Genomic DNA, 21,201 nt, shown 5'->3' with positions numbered 1-21,201 from the left:
TTTCGTCTGGAGTGGTGTGGGTTGTTGGGGTCTGTCGTGTTTCAGGGGAGGGACACCTTCGAGGTGGGGACTGCAGCAGGGTTGTGCTTGTTGGTGGGTGTCGGGACCGGCTGGGTCAACGTGCTTGCTCATGGTGGTGGAGTGCTGCTGGCCGAGACGGTGCGCGCCCGCGGGCTGGACGTGCTGCTGTCACAGGTTCTGGCGCCGTGGTCCAGGCTGCTGGCGCGCCATGACCCGGTCAAGGTCGTCCTCGACCTGGCGCTGTCGCTGGTGGTTGAGCGCGCGGTGGTCCTGGCCAGGGCGCGCCGCGCGGGCTGGACCCTGGCCGGAGCGTGGGCGCTGACGGCCGCTGTCAGCGCCCAGCGGCCGCTGGTCACTGATACCGGCGCCACCTTGGTCACCGCCCACCCTGACAATGAAGGAGGGGGGTGGCACCGACCTTCAAGAAGGGCAGGAAGGGGCTTTGGGCTCCGTCCCTTGACCGCGTGGACCGACCACGGTCCCCAAGGTGCTGGCGAGAACGCCGCGGTCATGCTGCGGCCCGCGAGCGCGGGGTCGGACACCGCCGCCGACCATGAGGCTGTCATCGCCGTGGTGCTGGCCCGTGTGGGCCTGGGCCCCGGGCCCGGACGCAAGGTGCTCGTGCGCACCGACGCTGCTGGTGGGACCAAGGCCACCTTGGCCGCCCTGGAGCGCAGAGGGGTGTCCTGCAGCGTCGGACTCACCCTGCCCAGTGACATGTCGCGGGCCTGCAGGCTGGTCCCCGCCCAGGCCTGGACCCCTGCCTGCGGCGCCGACGCGGCTCCCGCGAGGCGGCGGACGTGGCAGGGCTGACGGACCTGGTCGACGTGGGCGGGTGGCCCAGGGCCACGCGTGTCATCGTGCGCCGCGAAAGACCGCGCCCCGGCGCCCGGCCCAGGCTCGACGACGTCGACGGCTGCCGGCTGACCGCCTTTGGGACCAGCACCAGGACCGGCCAGCCCGCCGACCTGGAGGCAGGCCACCGCCAGCGGGCCAGGTGTGAGGACCGTGTCCGCCGCGCAGGGCACCGGGGTCGACCGCGTGCTGCTGCAGGCCCTCGCGGCCAACCGCACCTGGTGCCAGGTCGTGGCCCTGGCCCGCGACACCCTCGCCTGGGCGCAGGTGCTCTGCCTGGCAGACCACCCCGCCCGCAGGTGGGCGCCCAAGCCCGTGCGCCACCGCCTGCCCAGCGTGCCAGCTGTCATCACGCGCCACGCGCGGCGCGCCACCACCCGCTGCAAGACCCCCAGCCCCCTTCGCCGACCTGCTGACCCCAGCGATCACCACCCTGCGCGCACGCCGACCCACAGCACCAGCAAACCACCACCCACCCACGACCCCCAGGAAGGACCCCGCCAGCAGGCAAGGCCCACCCACCGCGACCACACGCCCCACCCCGCCACACCCACACGCCACAACCAACCCCACCCCAACAAGCCCGAACCCCCACAACCCCACCCACCCCACCCACGAAACAACAAGGCTACGACGCTCGCGTCACCTGACCGGGGCACTGATGACTGACGCTGACGCGGTCTTGACGTCTGAGGGGTGTGGGCGGCCCGTGCGAGCGGGGCCTGAGACTGCCGGGAGGTCGAGACCAGCGGGAGCCTGAGACCGCTGGGGGCTGGCCGGGGTCTGCTGGAGGCTGGCTGGGGTGGGGCGTGTACGTGTCGGGGCCGTTCCAGGTGGGGCGCAGCGGTGCGGGCCTGCCTAGCACCGCTCTCGCCTGGGTGGAGGATGTCGGTGTGAGACGCAGCAGCGCCAGCCAGGCTCACACGCCAGGGCGCTGCCAGCGTCCCAGTACGTCCCGGTGCGCTGGCACCAGTCCTTCCCCTCCTGACACCTTCCACCCAGGCCTGGCCCGCGCCAGCCCACCTCGCGCGGGTCCCGCAGAGGTAGAACTACCCAAACGGACAACCCCACCCCTTCCCCGAAGACGTGGCAACGAGATCGTGGCCACGAGAACCGGGGCCTGGGACGGGGCACCTTCCCTGAAGAGGTGACAACGAGCACACGCGGCGCCAGGCCCTCCCAGACCACCAGGCGCCCACCGACCTCGAACCAGCACCAGCAACCAGCTCCCGGCACAACCTCCCGAGGAAGCACACCTAGCCCCCACCACAGTCACGAGCCAGTCTCACCCACACGCCCCCCGGCTTTCCTGGCTGCCCCGTGGTCGTCTGACAAACCACGCGGGAGCATCCCTGTCGGCCAGGGACTCGGCGACGATGCCGACCATGGTGGCGCGGTAGCCCTCGACAGAGAAGCGTGCTGCGGCGTCCTCGGCAGCCTGTCGTGCCAGCAGGGCGGCCTTGCCCGGGTGGGCCGCCAGGTCGCCCAGGGCCTGGGCCAGGGCAGCCGGTTCCTCGGGCGGGACCAGGAGGCCGGTCACGCCGTCAGTGACAACCTCTGCCAGGCCCTGCACCCGGGAGGCCACCAGCGGCCGCCCCGCGTGCATGGCCTCCACCGCCGTGTTGCCGAAGGGCTCCGCCCGGGAGGGGACGGTCACGACGTCGGCCGTCTCCAGCACCGGCCACGTGGGGTGGACGTAGCCGAGAAAGCGGACCTGCCCGGCCAGGTCCGGCTGCGCGGCCCGCCGACGCAGCTCCTCCTCGTACCACTCGTACCCGGGAAAGACGGAGCCGCACACGGTCAGGGAGGCGTCCGTGCCGCCGCGACGCAGCAGGGCCACAGCCTCCAGGACCACGTCCACGCCCTTGCGAGGAGACAACCGCCCCACCATGACGACATGGAGCGGTGAGTTTGCCTCACGACGACGCAGCGGTACCAGGGGCTCGGGTGGCCCCGCCACACCGTTGTGCACCACGGTGGTCCGGGAGGCCAGCCGGGGCAGGACCGACAGGAGCGCGTCCCGGGCAGCCGAGGAGTTGACCACGATCCTGGAGGCTGCGAGGAGCGGGGCGTTGAGACCGGAGCGGATGACCCGGTGCTGGGTGCTCTCCGCCTCGTGGACGTGGGCCAGGACCGGTAGGCCTGCGGCGCGCCCGGCCAGCGGCCACCACGGGAGCGTCACCGTGTTGGTCAGGACCAGGTCGGCTCCGCTGGTGCGGACCAGTCGGCGAAGACGGTCGGTCTCGACTGCGGCGTGGAGTCCCAGCGAGGTCAGCCCCCCTGCCGTGAGCAGGGCCTTGCGCAGCACCGTGAAGGGCGTGACGGCGACCTGCGCCCCGGCTGCGCGTAGGACAGGGCGCAGAGGGCCGTCGGTAGGAAGAGCCACCTTGACCGTGTGGCCGGCACCGAGGAGGGCTCGGACCGTCTCGACGAGCTGAAGGTCGGAGCCGTAGAGGTCCGGGGAGGGGTGGGCGACCAGGATCGTGCTCACAGGCTCCTCCTCCCGGTGCGTCGGCCGGAGGGGCGCATGGCTACGGGGCCGCCCAGCGCCAGGCGGAGGGCCAGGGACTCGTAGCGGGCGGCGACCTGGTCCCAGTCGTAGAGGCGGGCGCGGCGCTGGGCGGCCTGACCGCGATCAGCCTGGGCGCCGGGGTCGGACTCGGCGGAGGCCACCAGGGCGCTGACGTCCTCGGGAGTGCGCCAGTAGCGGCCGGTGTCTCCCAGGACCTCCCGGTTGAACCCGACGTCGAAGGCGTCGACGGCGGCTCCGGCGCCGATAGCTCGCAGCAGCGAAGGGTTGGTGCCGCCCACGGAGTGCCCGTGGAGGTAGACCAGCGCGCCGCAGTAGAGGGCGTCGAGCAGCTCCTGGTCCCAGACGCCGCCCAGCAGGCGGACCCGGGAGTCCGCCAGGGACCTGATCCGGGCGGTGTAGGCGTCGGCGTAGGGGGCGGAGCCGACGACGACAAGCGGCAGCCTGGCAGCAGAGCGCACGTAGCCCTCCACAATGAGATCGACATGGTTCTCTACCTCGAAGCGGGCGACAACCAGGTGGAAGGAGCCTGGGGCCAGGCCCAGCTCCGCCAGGCGGGAGGTACCTGTCCTGATCACAGGGGCGCCATAGGAGATAAGGTCAGTGGGTGCACCGAACTCCTGGGCGTAGTAGTCGGCGATGCCCTGGGCGTCGGCGATGAGGGCGTCCGAGAAGCGGACGGCAGCGGCCTCGGCGGCCCGGTAGTAGTGCCTGCCTGCGGTGCCCCACTTGCCTCGCTGCCACTCCAGGCCGTCAACGTGGGTGGCGACGGGCACGCGGGCAGCTCGTAGCGCCGGCAGGAAGGGGGCGTTGGCGGAGTTGAAGACGAAGGCCATGTCCGGGCGGGTACGCCGTAGCAGGTGGACAACTGACAGCGCTGTGTGGCTCAGCGTCTCCAGGCTGCGGCTTCTGACAGCCGGGAGCTCGACAAGGCGCATCCCCAGGTAGAACTGCGGCAGGGGTGTGGACGGCTCGGGGTTGCGGCAGTAGACGAGGACCTGGTGCCCTCGTGCCACCAGGCGTGCGCCGACCTCCTCGACGGCGGTCTCGAAGCCGCCGTAGCGTGCCGGGACACCGCGTGTCCCCAGCATGGCGATCCGAAGTCGGCCCGGGTCGGCCGCCCGGCGGGCACGGTGGGTGCGGGGGCGGAAGAGCGTGTGGGATGTCGTGGTCACGGTGGCCTTTCACGGGCGGGCAAGGAGCGTCGTCGGGCGGACGTGGGCGGCTGGTCGGGGCCGCCGAGGACCCGGCCAGCCTACCGATGGCGTGGCGGTCCCTGTGGACCGAGGTCTCCGGTCTCAGTGGTCCCCTGCTGTGGAGAGTCGTCGGCATGCTTGCTTACCCCCCGGTGCTCCTGTCATCCTGTACGAACTGAGCGCTGGGTCCTGGTGGCACAGGGCAGCGTCTCAGGATGTCCCCGGGCGCGCCCTGGGCTCCCACTCTTAAGGCGTTGGGGAGGGTCTGTCGGGTGCCAGCCTGTCCCAGGCTCCCCGCCTCCTCGAGCATGATCGGAGAAGCTGTGTCCCGTACCCTCCCTTGCCGTGCCTGGTCTGCGACTGCTGTTACAGCCGTTACTGCGCTGATAGCACTGCTTCTCGCCTGTGTCGCACCCGCTGTCCCCACTTACGCGGCGCCTGCGCAGCATGCGGGTCCGGGTGCGTGGCCTGGCCCCAATGTCCCGCAGGACCAGGAGGACGGGGCGCAGGCGGATGAGGAGGACCCGGCGGAGGCCCCGCAGGAGGATCCCCAGGAGGGGGTGAACCAGGAGGCGCCCGGGGCGGGTGCTGACGAGCTGCCTGCCACGGTGTCGGCGGATGCGTTGCCGACGGTGCAGGTTGATGGTGTGGTGTGGGACCAGGTGGTTGTGGGTGGCACGGTGTATGCGGTGGGGAGCTTCTCGTCGGCGCGGCCTGCGGGTGCTGCTGCGGGGGTGGGTGAGGTGGCTCGTGGCAACGTGCTGGCGTATGACATTGCCACGGGTGAGCTGCTGGACTGGGCTCCGGTGGTCAACGGGGTGGTGAACTCGGTGGACGCGTCGGCTGACGGGTCGGTGGTCTACCTGGGTGGTGACTTTACGTCCCTCAATGGTGAGGTGACGTGGCGTGTGGGGTCGGTGGACGCTGTGAGTGGGCGGCGGGTGCCGGTGGGTGCTTCGGCGAACGGGTCGGTCAAGGCGGTGGAGGTGTCTGCGGACGGGTCGACGTTGTACGTGGGGGGTGCGTTCACGCAGGTGAACTCCTCGGCCCGTCAGCGTGTGGCGGCGGTGGACCTGGCCACCCAGAGGCTCACCAGCTTCTCCCCGACTGTCGAGGACTATGTGGTGCGTGCCCTGACCGTCTCCCCGGACGGGGGCTCCGTGGTCGTCGGAGGCTCCTTCACCACCGTGGGTGGGCTCCAGTCGCCGGGACTGGCAGTGCTGGAGGCGGATGGCACCGCTCGCCAGCCGGGTGCTGGCCGGGTGGTCGGCGCCGGGGGGAGCAGGAGTGCCGTCATGGCTCTTGCCGGGGACGAGCGTGGCTTCTACGGGGTCACCTACTCCAGGACCGGGTCCTTCGAGGGCATGTTCCGGGCCAGCTGGGACACGGGCGACCTGGACGTCATGGCAGATTGCCACGGCGACTCCTACGACGTCTACCCGGCTGGGGACGTGGTCTACGTGGCCAGCCACGCCCACGACTGCTCCAACATCGGGGGCTTCCCGGACGCTGCGCCGAACCAGTACTGGCACGCCCCGGCCTTCACCAGCGATGCCACCGGGGAGACCCTGCCTACCACCGACACGAACTACTACGACTACTCAGGCCAGCCTGCGGCTACCAACCTGCACTTCTACCCCTCCTTCCAGATCGGCTCGTACACGGGGACCAGCCAGGCGACGTGGACGGTGGAGGGCAATGACGAGTACGTGGTCTACGGTGGGGAGTTCCTCTCGGTCAACGGCACCGCCCAGCAGGGCCTGGTCCGCTTCGCCCGTCGTGACATCGCCCCCAACCAGCAGGGTCCCGTGAACAAGGGCGGTGCCTACCCGCTGACGGCGTCCTCTGAGCAGGCGGGCCGGGTCGACCTGTCCTTCTCCACTAACTGGGACCGTGACGACCAGGCCCTGACCTATGCCGTCTACCGGGATGTCGACGCAGCTCGTAGCCTTGAGGACTTCCGCGCGCAGGAGCCGGTGTGGAGCCAGCAGGTGAGCTCCTCCTTCTGGCAGATCTCGACCCTGGAGGTGGCCGACGAGGTCGATCCTGGTAGTACTCACAGCTACGTTGTCGTCGTGTGGGACCAGTGGGGGGCCTGGACGCGCTCGGAGTGGGTGAGCCTGACGGCTGCCGAGCCGGAAGGCGGGGCGGCGGCGGACGCCGGTGAGGACGCTCCTGCCGGAGGCGAGGCGGGGGCGCCGGCGGGGGAGGAGCCGGCGGGCGCTGGTGCCGACGCTGACGACGCTGTCGACGGGCCGGTGGGCGGGGCTGGCGCTGGTGCTGACGGTGACGGTGCTGAGAGCCCCGACAACCGTGACCAGATTCGGGGTGGTTGGCGTGAGAACGGGAAGAGAGATAGATTCTAAAACAGTTGAGCACGCAATGACCCGCTAGGCGACGATGCCGGGCTGCGGTGCGGGAGCGGGGACGAAGGCAGTGTGGGGCGGCCGCTCTTGTGTGATAACTCACGCGGTGGTAGGTGGGTTTCTGTCGATGTGCGTTATCTAAGAGTTACAGATGTACTAATCTGCTGGGCAGCGGCCTGTGGCCGTGTCTCGTGAACGGGCAGCCTTCCGCTCTGGCTGTGCCACCATCTCCTTCTTCTCTGCCTGATCGGAGTAGCTCTGATGAGATACCACCGCGCCCGTGGTCGTACCCGCAGTCTTCTCGTGCTCGCGGCTGCCCCCTTCCTGACGGTGTCGCTCCTGGTCCCTGCGGCTCCTGCGCCTGCTGCCGACGCTGCGGCGGCTGTGGCCTCGCCCGAGCCTCTTCCGACCGTCCAGGTCAACGGCGTGGTGTGGGACCAGGAGGTGGTGGGTAGCACCGTCTACGCCGTGGGGAGCTTTGACGCGGCGCGCCCGGCTGGCTCCCCCGAGGGCGAGGACGAGGTCCCACGTGCCAACGCCCTGGCCTACGACATCGCCACGGGGCAGCTGCTGGACTGGGCGCCGACGGCCGACGGGGCCGTCAACGCCGTCGCGGCCTCCGCCGACGGGACGACCCTGTACCTGGGAGGCTCCTTCACCTCGCTCAACGGGGAGGCCACCTGGCGCGTCGGGGCGGTGGAGGCTGCTACTGCCGCCCGCAGGCCGCTGGCTGCCTCCGCCAACGCCACCGTCAGGGACCTTGAGGTCTCGCCCGACGGCACCACCTTGTACGTCGGTGGCGACTTTACCCAGGTCAACTCCTCAGCCCGTCAGCGAGTTGCTGCCGTGGACCTGGGGACGCAGACCCTCACCGGCTTTGCCCCCGAGGTGAGTGATCACGGCGTGCGCGCTGTGGCGGTGTCCGTGGACGGGCGGTCGGTGGCCATTGGGGGCTCCTTCACCGAGGTCAACGGGTCGAGCCGTCCCGGCGAGGGCATGGCCGTCCTGGAGACGGACGGGACGCTGCGGCCTAACCAGGTCAGCTCGGTGGTGAGCAACTCGGGCGACAGGTCGGGAATCATGAGCCTGGAGGCGGACGCCCAGGGGCTCTACGCTGTCTCCTACTCCAGGACTGGTGAGTTTGAGGGGATGCTCCGCGCGGACTGGGACACCGGTGAGATCACGCTCATGGCCGACTGCCACGGCGACTCCTACGACGTCTACCCGGCTGGGGACGTCGTCTACGTGGCCAGCCACACTCATGACTGCTCGAACATCGGAGGATTCGCGGACCTGGACAACGAGTACCGGCACGCTGTCGCCTATGCCGCCTCCCCTTCCGGGACCGTGCAAAGGAACCGGGTACCGGGATACGTGAGCTACGAGGGGAACCCGGCGACGACGCTTCTGGACGGGTTCCTGCCCCAGTTCCAGATCGGCTCGTACACGGGGACCTACCAGGCGACGTGGACGGTGGAGGGCAATGACGACTACGTGGTCTACGGCGGGGAGTTCCTCGCGGTCAACGGCACCGCTCAGCAGGGGCTGGTCCGCTTCGCCGCGCGCGGTGACGCGGGTGCGGGAGCTGAGGCCGACGCGGGTGCGGGTGATGCCGGTGCGGGTGATGTCAACGGGGGTGACGCTGCTGCGGATGATGGAGGCGGCGGGAACGACGGCGCGGACAATGACGGCGGCGACGGCAATGACGGCGAGGACAACGAGCAGGACGCCGAGGGTGCTGAGGCGGGGCGTGGACGCGGTGGTCGGCGCTGACGGCGCACGCAGTGAGCCAGGCGGTCGCCGGGCAGGGAGTCCTGATCGTGACCCGCGTGGTGTGACGTCCTGGCTGCGACGCCGTACGCTGCCACTCGTGTCACCATACCGAGCACCAGCCCGAGTGCCAGCCCTCCTACTTCTTGCCGCCGCTCCTGCCTTCCTCCTGACGGCCTGCTCATCCCAGGGCGAGGGCCGGGACTCGGCAACGGCCTCCGCCTCCTCCTCCGTGGCGGCGCAGGCCTCCGAGGGGGCCAGCAGCCCGGGGGCCTCCTCGGAGGAGTCGTCGGCCGCTGAGGAGACGCCCTCCCCGCTGGGGACCCCCGACTCGGCAGCACCTGAGGAGGACGTCGCCACGCCCGGGAGGTCCGGGGATGAGGAGGCTGTTGCCGCTGGGGACCTGTCTGCTGACCAGCTGGACGCGGTGACGACCGACGAGGCAGTGACGGTTGAGGACGCGGCAACAGTCTCGATCGACCCGATCACTGCCACGGACCTGGAGGCTGGCCCCGGTGAGATTGGCGGCCCCGGAGTTGTGGTTCCTGTCAAGGTGACGAATACCTCAGGTTCTGATCTCCCCCTGGCGGGCCTGGTGACAACCCTCACCTATGGCTCTGAGGGGGTGCCTGCCGGAGAGGTGGGACTGGCTTCCGACGAGGTCCCGGCGTCGTTGGCCCCGGGCGAGACGCTTGTCATTGAGCGAGCTTTTTCCGTCCCAGCCGAAGGGCTCGACAGCCTCCAGGTCGTTGTTGACCTGGGGGCCGACTACCCCGCAGCGGTCTTTGAGGGAGCCGCCTCCGGCTGAGCGGCCGCGCTGGCTTCCCTCGTGCCCGTGCTCGCTGGCTCTCAGGGACGCCTTCGGGGCGAGGGCCAGGACCTGGGGACGTCACCCCGTGACCGTCGGTCCTGTCCGGCGTGGTCGCGGGGTGACGTGTGGATGCGTACGGCGGGTTCTGGGTGAGGCGGCTCCGCGCTCTGTGGTCGTGGGGCGCTGGACGCGTCAAGGGCTCGACGCCCTCGCGCGCTGGCAGGTGCCGTCCTGCTGGGGGATCCTGCTGGAGGCGACGGTGTGCGGCACGACAGGGTTGGGCCACGGTGTCAGCAGCGCGCCAGCCAGGCGCTAGCAGGACGTCAGCAAGGTGTCAGGGACCTGGGGACAGTTGGGGGTAGGCCTGAGGAGAAGTGGTGATAACCACCAAGACGACGCGTGCGGCTTTGTCGTTGTACGCTTCTTCCGCGGCTCCCTCCAAGCCGCTCCAGGCGCCACTTCCCCAACGTGGCGTTTCCCTTCCTTCTGTGCCCATGAACAGCGTGAATGGAGAACGTGTGAGCGTCCCCCGCCCGGTGCGCAGCCTTGCCGCTGCCGCCTCTGCCTTGTGCCTTGGCGTTACTGCCCTTGTCGCCCCGGTCTCGTCCGCCGTCGCGGACGAGGTGTCCGAGCCTGCTGAGCCCGCAGCCATTGGCGGGGACCCCACCACGGTGTCGGCGGATGCGTTGCCGACGGTGCAGGTTGATGGTGTGGTGTGGGACCAGGTGGTTGTGGGTGGCACGGTGTATGCGGTGGGGAGCTTCTCGTCGGCGCGGCCTGCGGGTGCTGCTGCGGGGGTGGGTGAGGTGGCTCGTGGCAACGTGCTGGCGTATGACATTGCCACGGGTGAGCTGCTGGACTGGGCTCCGGTGGTCAACGGGGTGGTGAACTCGGTGGACGCGTCGGCTGACGGGTCGGTGGTCTACCTGGGTGGTGACTTTACGTCCCTCAATGGTGAGGTGACGTGGCGTGTGGGGTCGGTGGACGCTGTGAGTGGGCGGCGGGTGCCGGTGGGTGCCTCGGCGAACGGGTCGGTCAAGGCGGTGGAGGTGTCTGCGGACGGGTCGACGTTGTACGTGGGGGGTGCGTTCACGCAGGTGAACTCCTCGGCCCGTCAGCGTGTGGCGGCGGTGGACCTGGCCACCCAGAAGCTCACCAGCTTCTCCGCCCAGGTGGACAACCTCTACGTGCGGACCATCGTCACAGCTCCTGACTCCAGCGCAGTGGCTATCGGCGGGGCCTTCACCTCTGTCGAGGGCTCCGACAAGCCTGGGTTCGGCGTTGCGGTCCTGGAGAATGACGGGAGCCTGCGCCGGAACAACATTAGCTCGGTCGTGCGTAGCGCGGGAATCAACGCCTCGGTCATGGACCTGGAAGCCGACGAGCAGGGGCTCTACGGGGTGGCCTACTCCATGACGGGGTCCTTCGAGGGCATGTTCCGGGCGAACTGGGAGACCGGTGACCTGGATGTCATGGCCGACTGCCACGGCGACTCCTACGACCTCTTCCCCACCTCCGAGGTCGTCTACGTCTCCAGCCACGCCCACGACTGCCGTAATATTGGAGGCTTCCCCGAGCAGCGCCGCTTCCACAACGCCGTGGCTTACACCAACTACGCCACCGGCACCGTCGAGACCAGCTACGCCCGTGGCTACCACAGCTACCCGGGCCAGCCTGCGGCCACGAACCTGAACTTCTACCCGGAGTTCAAGCCTGGGACCATCACCCGCACCAACCAGGCGACGTGGACGGTGGAGGGCAATGACGAGTACGTGGTCTACGGTGGGGAGTTCCTCTCGGTCAACGGCACCGCCCAGCAGGGCCTGGTCCGCTTCGCCCGTCGTGACATCGCCCCCAACCAGCAGGGGCCTATGAACAAGGGCGGCGCCTACAAGGTGACGGCCAGCTCCTCGCGCGCCGGGGTGGTCACCGTCTCCTTCCCGGGTAACTGGGACCGTGATGACAAGACCCTCACCTACTCCGTCTACCGGGACACCCGGGACTCCGAGCCGATCTCGACCCAGACGGTGACGGCTGGCTACTGGGAGCTGCCTAACCTCAGTGCGACCGACGTCGTCGAGCCGGGCAGTACCCATCGCTACCGGGTGGTGGTGACTGACCCCTGGGGGGCCTGGACCCACTCGGACTGGGTAACAGTGACTGCTGCGGAGGGAGAGGCCCTGTCTGACTACGGGGCTCGTGTCCTGACTGACGGCGCGGCCCACTACTGGCCCTTGGACGAGGAGAGCGGCGAGGCTGCCCAGGACCTTGTCGCTGAGCGGGACCTGCGGCTCAGTGGCTCGAGCTACAGCTGGGGCGCGGAGTCCGTCCTGGGCTCGGGCTCTGCCCTGTCCCTCGCCTCTGACCGTAACTCCCAGAGCAGTGCCGCTACCGCTACCTCGTCGGTGGCGCCGACAGCCTTCTCAGTGGAGGCGTGGGTGCGTACCACCTCCTCCAGCGGCGGCGCGGTTGTGGGCTTCGGCTCCTCCGCCACGGGCAGCTCCGCCAGCTATGACCGAGTGGTCTACATGCGCAATGACGGGACGCTGAGCCTCATGCTCAACCCGGGAGCACCGAGCACGGTGACAACCTCCGAGAGCTACAACGACGGGCAGTGGCATCATGTTGTCGCCTCGCTGAGCCCCACCGCTGGTGCCACCCTGTACGTTGACGGACGGCTGGAGGCCTTTGAGTCCACCATGACCACCGGCCAGAGCTACACCGGTTTCTGGCGGGTCGGTGGGGACACCCTGGAAGGTGTCAGCGGCGCGCCCTCGACGCACTACATCGAGGCGGACGTTGACGAGGTCGCGGTCTACGGTGTCCCACTGGGACCCAGCCAGGTCGCTGCGCACTACACGCTGGGCTCCGGCAAGGAGGTGGCCCAGGATGAGGCCGACGCCGACGCCCCTGCCGTGGGGGACGTGCTCCTGGCCGACGACTTCGACCGCACTACTACCCGTGGCTGGGGCAGCGCCCCGACCGGCGGCCCCTGGAAGGTCACCTGGAACGCCCCGTCGTTCTCCACCGACGAGTCCCAGGGCCGTATCGCCATGGAGGGTGCTCGCTCGTCCTCCTCGGTGAGCTCGCAGGAGATCGACTCCACCTCGACCGAGACCGTGCTCGACTTCTCCCTGGACTCTGCGCCCGGTGGTAACGGAGCCTTTGTCTCCTATGTTGCTCGCGCCAATGACGCTGGCCGCTACCAGGCCACGATGCGTGTGGGCTCTGCCGGGGCTCCCGTTGTCACGGTAGCCAAGGTGGTCGGTGGGCTGGAGACCGCCCTGGGGACCATCGTCCTGGATGAGCCCTACACGGCGGGTCAGGACCTGCACCTGCGCCTGGTGGTCTCCGGTGAGGAGTCCACGACGCTCCAGGCCAGGTTCTGGGCCGGGGACACCGAGCCGCAGGACTGGGGGGTCGATGTCGTGGACACCGAGAAGACCCTCAACGAGGCCGGGACCGTGGGGATCACCACCTACATGTCCGGGTCAGCTGGTCCGGAGACCGTCACCCTGGCGGTTAGCAACCTCACCGTCACCCAGCACTGACGGCGCTAGCTGAGGCGGGCTAACTGACACGGTGCCAACTTTCTGACAGTGCTACCCTGCCCCTGGGTCCTGACAGCCCGGGGGCAGGGCGCGTCCCGCAGCAGTCGCGGTCGCGTCCTGCGGGTAGACGGAGGTAGCACTGGGGCACTACCGGGCCGGGAGGCCGCCGGGCAGGCTGTGGGTGCCACTCCACCGCGCTCAGGCCGCTACCCTGACTGGGTGGTGTCCTCCTCCGCCGGTGTCGCCTAGGTGCCAGGCCGCAGGATGGGCTCCGTGGGGTCCGGAAGCAGTCCCTGCCGCGCCTGACGCAGCAGTGTCAGCCCGTCGCGAGTCGCTGCTGCTGCTGTGCGCAGCGGCTGGCGCGAGCCCAGCAGCTGGCGCCGACCGCCGCGAAGCACGGTCTCGCGGGCAGCAGCCAGGGCGGTCACCGCCCAGCGCCGCTGGTGAGGACGGTCCAGGTGCAGCCCGGCATAGAGCAGCCGGTTGCGTATGTTGTAGTAGTAGTAGGTGTCCGACTTGGCGCGTGTACTGTGCTCCTGGGCGTGCGTGCCACCCTCGTCGTGGGTGGCTGTCGCGTCACGGGCCAGCACCAGGCTTCCTCCGGATGCCAGGACGCGTGAGGAGAAGTCAACATCCTCCCAGTACAGGAAGTAGCGGGCGTCAAAGCCTCCCACCGTCTCGAACAGCTCACTGGACAGGGCCAGGCAGGCCCCGGACAGCCAGGGATGTGTTCCCCCTGGCGGTACGGGCCTCCGGGAGCGGCGCGAGCGCATCGAGCCGTCAGCCAGGCACACCACCGCGCCGTCGGAGACGGTGCGGCCGCTGGAGTTGGTGAGGACCGGGGCCACCAGGGCACTCGGGTTCCCCGCTGCCCTGGTGGCCAGCCTGAGCAGGCTGGGGCGGTCGATGACAGCATCCGGGTTGAGCAGGACAAGCAGCTCAGCACCCTGGTCGAGGGCCTTCGCGGCGCCCAGGTTCATGCCCGCGCCGAACCCGAGGTTGGTCGGCGGCAGTACCGTGGACCAGCCGTGCTCCTCCGCCAGACGAAGGAGGGCGGTACGTGCCTCAGGGCTGGAGTAGCTGTCGACGACGACCACGGCCGCCTCCGGTGCGGCCTGGGCGACCTGGGCGAGGTTGCGGCCCAGAAGAGAGGCGGAGTCGTAGCTGACGACGATGATCGCCGTGCGTGACAGCAGCTGGGCACCCGAGGTGGGGCACAGGTGCGGGGGCCTCCAGGTCTTTTCTGTCGGCTGAGGCTCACGGGACGGCAGAGCGCTGGTACCGGTGGCCGTGCCCGGGGACAGGCGGCCGTGGTCGTCATGAGGGGCGGGCTGGGTAGTCATGTCACGAGCCTTCCGAGGGTATGGGGCACAGGGTGGCCCGAGATGCGGCCAGGACTGCCGGTGCCTGGTGCCGACGCGGCAGGGGCAGGACGAGTGTGTGCAGAGATAGTACCGTTGGCGGGTGCCGCCCAGGCTCCCGGCAGGGGATGGCAGGCGAGTCTCGCACTGGTGCCGGTGCTGGGTGCGTGCCACGGCCGCCAGCGGCGGGAGAAGCTAAGGGGAACCAGGAGGGACAGGGCGTGGTGGAGCCGACGCTGACCATTGCGATGCTGACGTACAGGCGCAACTCCTACCTGCAGGCGGTCCTGCCCCTGCTGGTGGACCAGGCGGCCAGTGTGGCGCCCTGGGCGCGTGCCCGGGTCCTTGTCGTCGACAACGACCCAGCAGCCGGAGCGCGGCCGGTTGTGGCGGCTGTGCTGGACGAGTACGTGCCCCAGGATCCTGTGGGTACTGTCGTCGGCTCCGTAGCCGCCACGACAGGCCGGGCAGGCGTCGGCGACGTGCAGGTTGAGCTGACCTACGTCCACGAGCCTGAGCCAGGTATCGTCGCCGGGCGCAACCGTGCCCTGGACGAGGCCTGCGACGACGACCTCCTGGTGTTCATCGACGACGACGAGACCCCCGAGCCACGCTGGTTGCCTGCCCTGGTGGCACAGTGGAGGACCACACGGTGTGCTGCGGTGACCGGGCCGACCCCGGCTGACTTCGCTGAGCCGCCCCCGCCGTGGGTGGAGGCCTCGGGGGCCTTCGACTCCTGGCAGGCGGAGGACGGCAGCCAGGTGGGTAGTGCTGACACGGGCAACCTCCTGCTCGACCTGGCGGTCGTGAGGCGTCTGGGGCTGCGCTTCGACCCCAGGTACGGGCTGACCGGGGGTGAGGACTCCCTGTTCACTCGGCAGCTGACCCGGGCTGGGGGCGTGATCCGGTTCGCCACCGGGGCGGTAGTCAGGAAGAAGGTTCCCCGGCAGCGGGCCACCCGGGCCTGGGTGCTTCGTCGTGCCTACCGCTCCGGCTCCTCCTGGGTGCGTGTGCGCGTGGACACGGCGGAGGGTGGGCGCCTCCCTCTGCGAGTCGCCTATGCTGCCAAGGGGACAGCCAAGGCGGCAGTGGACTGCCTGCGTGGCGCAGGTGCCCGGTTGCGGGGCGACCTGGCTGCCCAGGCCCGCTACGAGGTCTCCTCCTGCGGTGGGCTGGGAATGGTGGTGGGTGCCTGTGACGTGCGGGTGCGGGAGTACGGGCGGCCTGGAGGCCGACCCGCGCGACGGGTGGGGCGCTCCGCAGGAGGGGGCCTATGAGCGGCACAACAGCGGACGCACCCCGGTCGGCAGCCGTACTGACCGTGGCTGTCCCGACGTTCCGCCGTCCGCGTGAGGTTGCGCGTACCGTGGCTGCGGTGCGCGCCCAGCTGGGTGACGTGGTGCCCGGGTACGTCTCGCGTGCCGAGGTGCTCGTTGTGGACAACGACCCGGCGGGCTCGGCTCGTGAGGCTGTCGAGGAGCGTGTGGAGACCGTGCCCGGCTCAGGGAGTCCTCCCGGGGTGGTCCGCTATGTCATGGAGCCCAGCCCCGGGGTGGCTGCGGTGCGTAACCGGGCTCTGGAGGAGGCGCAGGACAGCGACCTGCTGGTGTTCATCGACGATGACGAGACCCCTGAGCCGTCCTGGCTGGAGTCCCTGCTGAGGCTGCGTGCCGCCACAGGCTGCCAGGCGGTTGCCGGGCCGGTGGTCCCTGACTACGAGGTCGAGCCTGACGCCTGGGTCGTCGCGGGGGGGTTCTTTGTCCGTCGGACCTGGCCCACGGGGACGGTCAGGCCGGTGGCGGCCTCCAACTGCCTGCTGCTGGACCTCAGGTTCGTGCGGGAGGCAGGGCTCGTCTTCGACGAGGCCTTCGGTGCGACCGGGGGTGAGGACACGCTCTTCACCCGTCGGCTCACCGACAGCGGTGGTGTCATCCGCTGGTGCGACGAGGCTCGTGTACGCGACCACGTCCCGCAGGCGCGGTTGGACCACCGGTGGATTCTGCGCCGTCAGCGCTCTCACGCCGCAACGGCGGTCCGTGTGGAGCTGGTCCGCGCCGGGGCGGGACTGCACGCGGGTATTCGCGGACGTGCCCTGCTCGGTGGCGCCCTGCGGGTCGGCGCTGGTGGTCTGCGGATGGTCGTCGGGCTCCTGCCGGGGCAGGTGCGGCACGCTGCCAAGGGTGCCCGGCTGGTGGCGCGGGGGCAGGGGATGGTCGGTGCTGGCCTTGGTCGCAGGAGTCACGAGGAGTACGGCCGCTCCTAGGGGCGGCTCGGGGGCACAGGGACAGGACGCCGGGCAGGCACGCTGGTCCCGACAGCCTTGCTCCGGCCCAGAGGGGCCTGCACCATCGCGCTTCCCAGGACCAGGGGCAGGTAGGCGGGCAGCACCGCCCAGGGGCCGACAAGCACGTTCTGGACGACGACAAGGCTGGCGACGCACAACCAGGGTGTCACGCGGAGGCTGCCCAGGTTCCGCACCATGGCGAGGACGGTGAGCCACAGGATAGTCAGCACCAGCGCCGCCCCCGGCAGGGAGCCGGCGACCCAGACGTCGGCCAGTCCGGAGTGGAGCTCGAAGCCGTTGCCAAACATGAAGTTCTCCACGTACCCGTTGGCAGGGTCGTATCCCAGGGCCGCCATGCCCTCCTTGGCGACGCGGACGTCCTCGTAGCGGGGCATGACCCCGGCACCGTAACCCCAGGGGCGGCTGAGGAAGAGCGCCCAGGAGCCTCCGAGCTCGGGGCGGGCGGCCAGGAGGAAGCCTGCGGGTCCCGAGGCCTGGGCCACGGTCCGTTCCTGGGCGTCCTCGCCCAGGGAGCCGGTGGAGGAGGCGAGCAGCACCCCCAGGACGGCAGCAGTGCCGACGGCGGACAGGGCCAGGACCTGGGTCAGCGCCAGGCGCCGAGGCTGGTCAGGCTGCCACCCCAGCCAGGAGGCGAGTGCCTGCCAGCACACGATCCCTGCGGTGACGACCAGGAAGGCTAGGCTTGAGCGCGCGTCCGAGACCAGGAAGGTGGCGGCCAGGGCGGCCAGGGCGGCCAGCTGGACCAGGCGCCCGTACCGGTCCGTGGCGGTAAGGACCACCAGGCTCACCGCCGCACCGACACCGAACTTCCACGGGTTCGGGGAGCTGCCTAGCAGACGCAGGGAGTCCAGCACCATGCCGCTGCTCAGGGCCAGGGCGGCGCTGCGGGTGCCTAGGCGCTGTGCCGCCCAGACGAAGGCGGCCACCGAGGCGGGCACGCCCAGGAGACTCAGGATGATGTTGCGCTGGGCGGAGGCCATGACGCTGAAGTCTGGGTCCACGAGCCATGACAAGGCCAGCCCGGTGAGGGCGGCCAGGACCGCTGTCACCAGAAGAGGGGAGAACAGGCGCTGGCGTCGTACTGCGGACCACGTCACGGGCAGTGCTGCCAGTGCCACACAGTCCGCCGTGGCCATGGACCCGACCAGCTCGCGACGGGTTCCGACCAGCACCATGAGGAGGGCTGCCAGGACCAGGACGTTCCTGCTCTGCAGACGCACGTGCTCGGCGAGGTCCTGGTGCCGCCGTGCCCGCGCCTGCCCACCCTGCGCAGGAACGGGGCTGTGCCCGGCAGTGCCCGGGCCTGCTCCCTGTTGTCGGGGTGCCCGGCCGTGCCGTGCACTCGTGACGAGAGTCATCCGGCTCGCGGCCGCCTGGTGGGGCCACCAGGGTAGGAGTCCTCTCCGGCGCGGGCAGAGCCCTCAGCGTCTCCAGCCCCTCTGGTGCTCCTGGCGTCCTTCTCCCCGTCCCTGGGCCGTCCCAGGAGCACTAGAGGGGCGATGGTGTGGGCCTCAGGGTCCCTGCGCTGGAGGACGTAGAGCAGCAGCGCCATCCCAGTACCGGCTGCCAGGCCCACGGCGGCGCCGATCATCGTCGTGCGTGAGCTGGGCAGGCTAGAGGGGGTCGAGGGCAGTGAGGCTGCGTCCAGGACGGCCAGCGTGAGTGTCAGGTCGCTGTTCTGGCTCCTCTCGGACAGGTCCCGGGCGGCGGAGTCCAGTGCTGCGACCTCGGCCTCGGCGATGGCCTGGGCCTGGCCGGGGTCGGAGTGGGAGGCCTGGATCTCAATGATGATCGTCTCCGTCTTGGTGGAGATGGTGACAGACCGGCGCACCTCGTCCTCGCTGAGCCCCGTGGCCTCGGCAACCTGGGACAGGGCGGCCTCCGAGGTCCCCATCTCCACGAGGGTGGGCATGATGTTCTTCATGTAGTTGAGGACGCTGTCATTGGTCTGGGAGGAGTCGGGTTGCTCGGTACCTACGTTCGCGCTCGCGGTCGAGGTGTACACCGGGGGAGTCAGCAGGCCGAGAGCAAGCCCCAGCACGGCGCCCAGGACGACGTGCAGGGCGACAAGAACAGCGTTCTTGCGCAAGGCGGCGACGACAGTTTCCGGGTCCATGGGCTCCGTTCCGGTGGTGGCTCCGCTGATGGCAGGAACAACCAGACTAGCGTGTGTGCGGTCAGTCTGCCCGGGACTGCCCGGAACGTTATGACGCCGCCGTGACGTCGTCGCTGCTGTCGGCTCCGTGGGCAGAGGCGTCGTCGGCCTGGAGCGTAGGGCCTGGTTCCAGCCTGCTCAGGCCGTTCCAGGCCAGGTTGACCACGTGGGCGGCGACCTCCTCCTTGCTCATTGTGCGGTTTCTCAACCACCACTGCGACGGTGTCGCGACCATTCCCACCAGCATCTGGGCGTATAGGGGGGCGGTGCGCGGGTCGAGCCCACGGGCGCGGAACCGGGAGGCCAGGATCCCGGAGACCTGGACAGCGACGTCGGCCAGCAGAGTGGAGTAGGAGCCTGCGGCCCTGTCTGAGCTGGCGGACAGGATGCGGAACCCGTCCGAGGAGCTCTCGATGTAGGTCAGCAGCGCCAGGGCTGCTCGCTCGGTGAGGACGGACGAGGACCGTGCGGAGCCGAGGGCCTCGGTGATCGTCGCGGAGACCGCAGCCAGCTCCCGGTCGACGATGACGGTGTACAGGCCCTCCTTGCCCCCGAAGTGCTCGTACACCACGGGCTTGGACACCTGCGCCCGTGCCGCGACCTCCTCAATGCTGGTGGCCTCGAAGCCCTTCTCTGCGAAGAGGCCCCGGGCGACGTCGATGAGCTGCTCCCGGCGCTGGGAGGCACTCATCCGGTGGGAGCGTTTGCCGTTTCTGGGGGACATGGGTCCATCATGCCGTTCCCTTTGCGTGACTTCACGCCTTCTCCGGGAGGTCAGACACCTGCCGTCGTGGAGCCGCGACAGCGCCGCGATGGTATTCCGGCCGCGACGACACCTGTGCGGCTCCGCCCGCATCCTGCTGCCTCCGTGAGACACTGTGCCCGCACGCCTCCCCAGAGGCGGCGTTCCGCCCTGGTGTAGTGGCAGCACGCAGGCCTTTGGAGCCTTGAGGCCCGGGTTCGAGTCCTGGGGGCGGAGCGACGTACCATATGGTCTGCCCAGGCTCGTCGGGCGCGGAAGGTGCTCGACGTGTGCCCTGGGTGCCCTAGGTACGCACAAGTAGTCAAGAGGCACGTCACAGGCGCGTCGCCAGCCAGTCATCCGTCCGGCGCACCGGGTTCCCGGCTGCCGGGCACCACCGAGGAGAGGACACGTGGCTTCTACCGCTCCCGCCGCCGTCATCGTCATGGCCGCTGGTCAAGGAACCCGCATGCGCTCGGCCACGCCCAAGGTACTGCACACCATCGGTGGCCGCAGCCTCCTGGGCCATGCCGTGACCGCTGCCATGGGCCTGGCTCCGCAGCACCTGGTCGTCGTCGTGCGCCACGAGCGCGACGCCGTCGTCGCCCACCTGGCCCAGGTGGCGCCGCAGGCCGTCGCGGTGGACCAGGACGAGGTCCCCGGCACCGGACGTGCCGTGGCCTGCGGGCTGGCGGCGCTGCCTGAGGACCTCACCGGAGGGGTCGTCGTCACCAGTGGGGACGTCCCGCTGCTGGACACCGCCACCCTGGAGGCGCTCGTGGCCCAGCACACCGACCGAGGCGACGCCGTCACCGTGCTGACCACTGAGCTGGAGGACCCCACCGGCTACGGGCGTGTCCTGCGTGAGCCAGACGGCGCGGTCGGCGCGATCGTTGAGGAGCGCGACGCCACCCCGGCCCAGCGGGCGGTCAGGGAGGTCAACGCCGGCGTCTACGTCTTTGACGCCGGGCACCTGAGGCAGGCTCTGGCGACGCTGGGAACCGACAACGACCAGGGGGAGGTCTACCTCACCGACGTCGTTGCCCACGCTTACCGGGCCGGGCGCCCCACCAGCGCCCTTGTGGTTGATGACCACTGGCTGGTGGAGGGGTGCAACGACCGTGCCCAGCTTGCTGGGCTTGGTGCCGAGCTCAACCGTCGTGTCCTGTCCGGCTGGATGGCCCAGGGGGTGGGGGTGGTGGACCCCGCGTCGGCCTGGGTGGACGTCACCGTGGAGCTGGCCCAGGACGTCCTCCTGGAGCCTGGCGTCCTGCTGCGTGGGAGGAGCCGCCTGGGTCAGGGCGTGCGTGTCGGGGCCTACGCGATCCTGGAGGACGTCGAGATACCGCCGGGGGCCGTCGTGCCTCCTTTCAGCCACCTGGGTGCTGATGACACCGCTGGTGAGCGCTGAGACCGGGGCGGGAGCCTGGCGGGCACCTGCTCGCGGCTCCCGCCGGCACCAGCGGCAGTGTGCGCCACTGCACGGCTGCCGCAGCACAGGTACGGCCACGCACCACAGCCGCGGCGGCGGCGAGAAG

General features: G+C 70.0%; 13 protein-coding genes, 1 tRNA gene and 1 pseudogene. 9 read left to right on the top strand and 6 right to left on the bottom strand.

Annotation, left to right across the window (positions count from 1 at the left end):
• Positions 1 to 63: 63 nt before the first annotated feature.
• Positions 64 to 1,318, top strand: a pseudogene (locus CWS50_RS10955) (transposase); the annotation flags it as partial.
• 843 nt (positions 1,319 to 2,161) lie between these two features.
• Here the strand turns inward: CWS50_RS10955 and CWS50_RS10950 are convergent.
• Entirely contained in the window at positions 2,162 to 3,367 is a 1,206-nt protein-coding gene (locus CWS50_RS10950; protein WP_127842817.1) for a glycosyltransferase family 4 protein, read from the bottom strand.
• Positions 3,364 to 4,497 carry a DUF1972 domain-containing protein gene (locus CWS50_RS10945; protein WP_127843426.1) on the bottom strand — a complete coding sequence of 378 codons (1,134 nt, stop codon included), beginning with the start codon at positions 4,495 to 4,497 and terminating at the stop codon, positions 3,364 to 3,366. Before CWS50_RS10945 ends, CWS50_RS10950 begins: the two co-directional genes overlap by 4 nt.
• Before the next feature lie 665 nt (positions 4,498 to 5,162).
• Between CWS50_RS10945 and CWS50_RS10940 the strand changes: the two genes are divergently transcribed.
• The 4 genes from CWS50_RS10940 (at position 5,163) to CWS50_RS10925 (ending at position 13,100) form a co-directional block, all read left to right on the top strand.
• Positions 5,163 to 6,968, top strand: a complete 1,806-nt coding sequence (locus tag CWS50_RS10940; RefSeq protein ID WP_127842816.1) for a WD40 repeat domain-containing protein — start codon at positions 5,163 to 5,165, stop codon at positions 6,966 to 6,968.
• Between the two features lie 261 nt (positions 6,969 to 7,229).
• Complete coding sequence (locus tag CWS50_RS10935; RefSeq protein ID WP_127842815.1) at positions 7,230 to 8,741, top strand: WD40 repeat domain-containing protein; 1,512 nt, start codon at positions 7,230 to 7,232, stop codon at positions 8,739 to 8,741.
• 97 nt (positions 8,742 to 8,838) lie between these two features.
• Complete coding sequence (locus tag CWS50_RS10930; protein WP_127842814.1) at positions 8,839 to 9,546, top strand: hypothetical protein; 708 nt, start codon at positions 8,839 to 8,841, stop codon at positions 9,544 to 9,546.
• A 521-nt stretch (positions 9,547 to 10,067) separates the two neighbouring features.
• On the top strand, positions 10,068 to 13,100 hold the full coding sequence (locus tag CWS50_RS10925) for a LamG domain-containing protein (RefSeq protein WP_127842813.1): 3,033 nt from the start codon (positions 10,068 to 10,070) through the stop codon (positions 13,098 to 13,100).
• A gap of 245 nt (positions 13,101 to 13,345) precedes the next feature.
• Here the strand turns inward: CWS50_RS10925 and CWS50_RS10920 are convergent, their stop codons facing one another.
• Complete coding sequence (locus CWS50_RS10920; protein WP_127842812.1) at positions 13,346 to 14,443, bottom strand: glycosyltransferase family 2 protein; 1,098 nt, start codon at positions 14,441 to 14,443, stop codon at positions 13,346 to 13,348.
• A 266-nt stretch (positions 14,444 to 14,709) separates the two neighbouring features.
• Here CWS50_RS10920 and CWS50_RS10915 point away from each other — a divergent pair, with 266 nt between their 5' ends.
• Positions 14,710 to 15,738, top strand: coding sequence for a glycosyltransferase family 2 protein (locus CWS50_RS10915; RefSeq protein ID WP_243118565.1), 1,029 nt, complete (start codon positions 14,710 to 14,712; stop codon positions 15,736 to 15,738).
• The gene (locus tag CWS50_RS10910) at positions 15,735 to 16,724 is read left to right on the top strand and encodes a glycosyltransferase family 2 protein (RefSeq protein WP_127842810.1); all 990 of its coding nucleotides are present in this window, start codon (positions 15,735 to 15,737) and stop codon (positions 16,722 to 16,724) included. Before CWS50_RS10915 ends, CWS50_RS10910 begins: the two co-directional genes overlap by 4 nt.
• On the opposite strand, the gene CWS50_RS10905 is transcribed toward CWS50_RS10910, so the two are convergent.
• From CWS50_RS10905 to CWS50_RS10895, 3 genes are all read right to left on the bottom strand, one after another.
• Positions 16,721 to 17,986, bottom strand: a complete 1,266-nt coding sequence (locus tag CWS50_RS10905; RefSeq protein WP_243118308.1) for a hypothetical protein — start codon at positions 17,984 to 17,986, stop codon at positions 16,721 to 16,723. The genes CWS50_RS10910 and CWS50_RS10905 overlap by 4 nt on opposite strands.
• Before the next feature lie 134 nt (positions 17,987 to 18,120).
• Positions 18,121 to 18,882, bottom strand: coding sequence for a YveK family protein (locus CWS50_RS10900; protein WP_127842809.1), 762 nt, complete (start codon positions 18,880 to 18,882; stop codon positions 18,121 to 18,123).
• An 88-nt stretch (positions 18,883 to 18,970) separates the two neighbouring features.
• The gene (locus CWS50_RS10895) at positions 18,971 to 19,645 is read right to left on the bottom strand and encodes a TetR/AcrR family transcriptional regulator (RefSeq protein WP_127842808.1); all 675 of its coding nucleotides are present in this window, start codon (positions 19,643 to 19,645) and stop codon (positions 18,971 to 18,973) included.
• 183 nt (positions 19,646 to 19,828) lie between these two features.
• Between CWS50_RS10895 and CWS50_RS10890 the strand changes: the two genes are divergently transcribed.
• Positions 19,829 to 19,900 (top strand) — tRNA-Gln (locus CWS50_RS10890).
• 175 nt (positions 19,901 to 20,075) lie between these two features.
• Entirely contained in the window at positions 20,076 to 21,074 is a 999-nt protein-coding gene (locus tag CWS50_RS10885) for a bifunctional UDP-N-acetylglucosamine diphosphorylase/glucosamine-1-phosphate N-acetyltransferase GlmU (protein WP_127842807.1), read from the top strand.
• The last annotated feature ends 127 nt before the right edge of the window (positions 21,075 to 21,201 follow it).

Origin of the sequence: Actinomyces wuliandei, from assembly GCF_004010955.1 — a bacterium.
Taxonomy (GTDB): Bacteria; Actinomycetota; Actinomycetes; order Actinomycetales; family Actinomycetaceae; genus Actinomyces; species Actinomyces wuliandei.
This window is presented reverse-complemented; position numbering and strand designations above follow the sequence as displayed.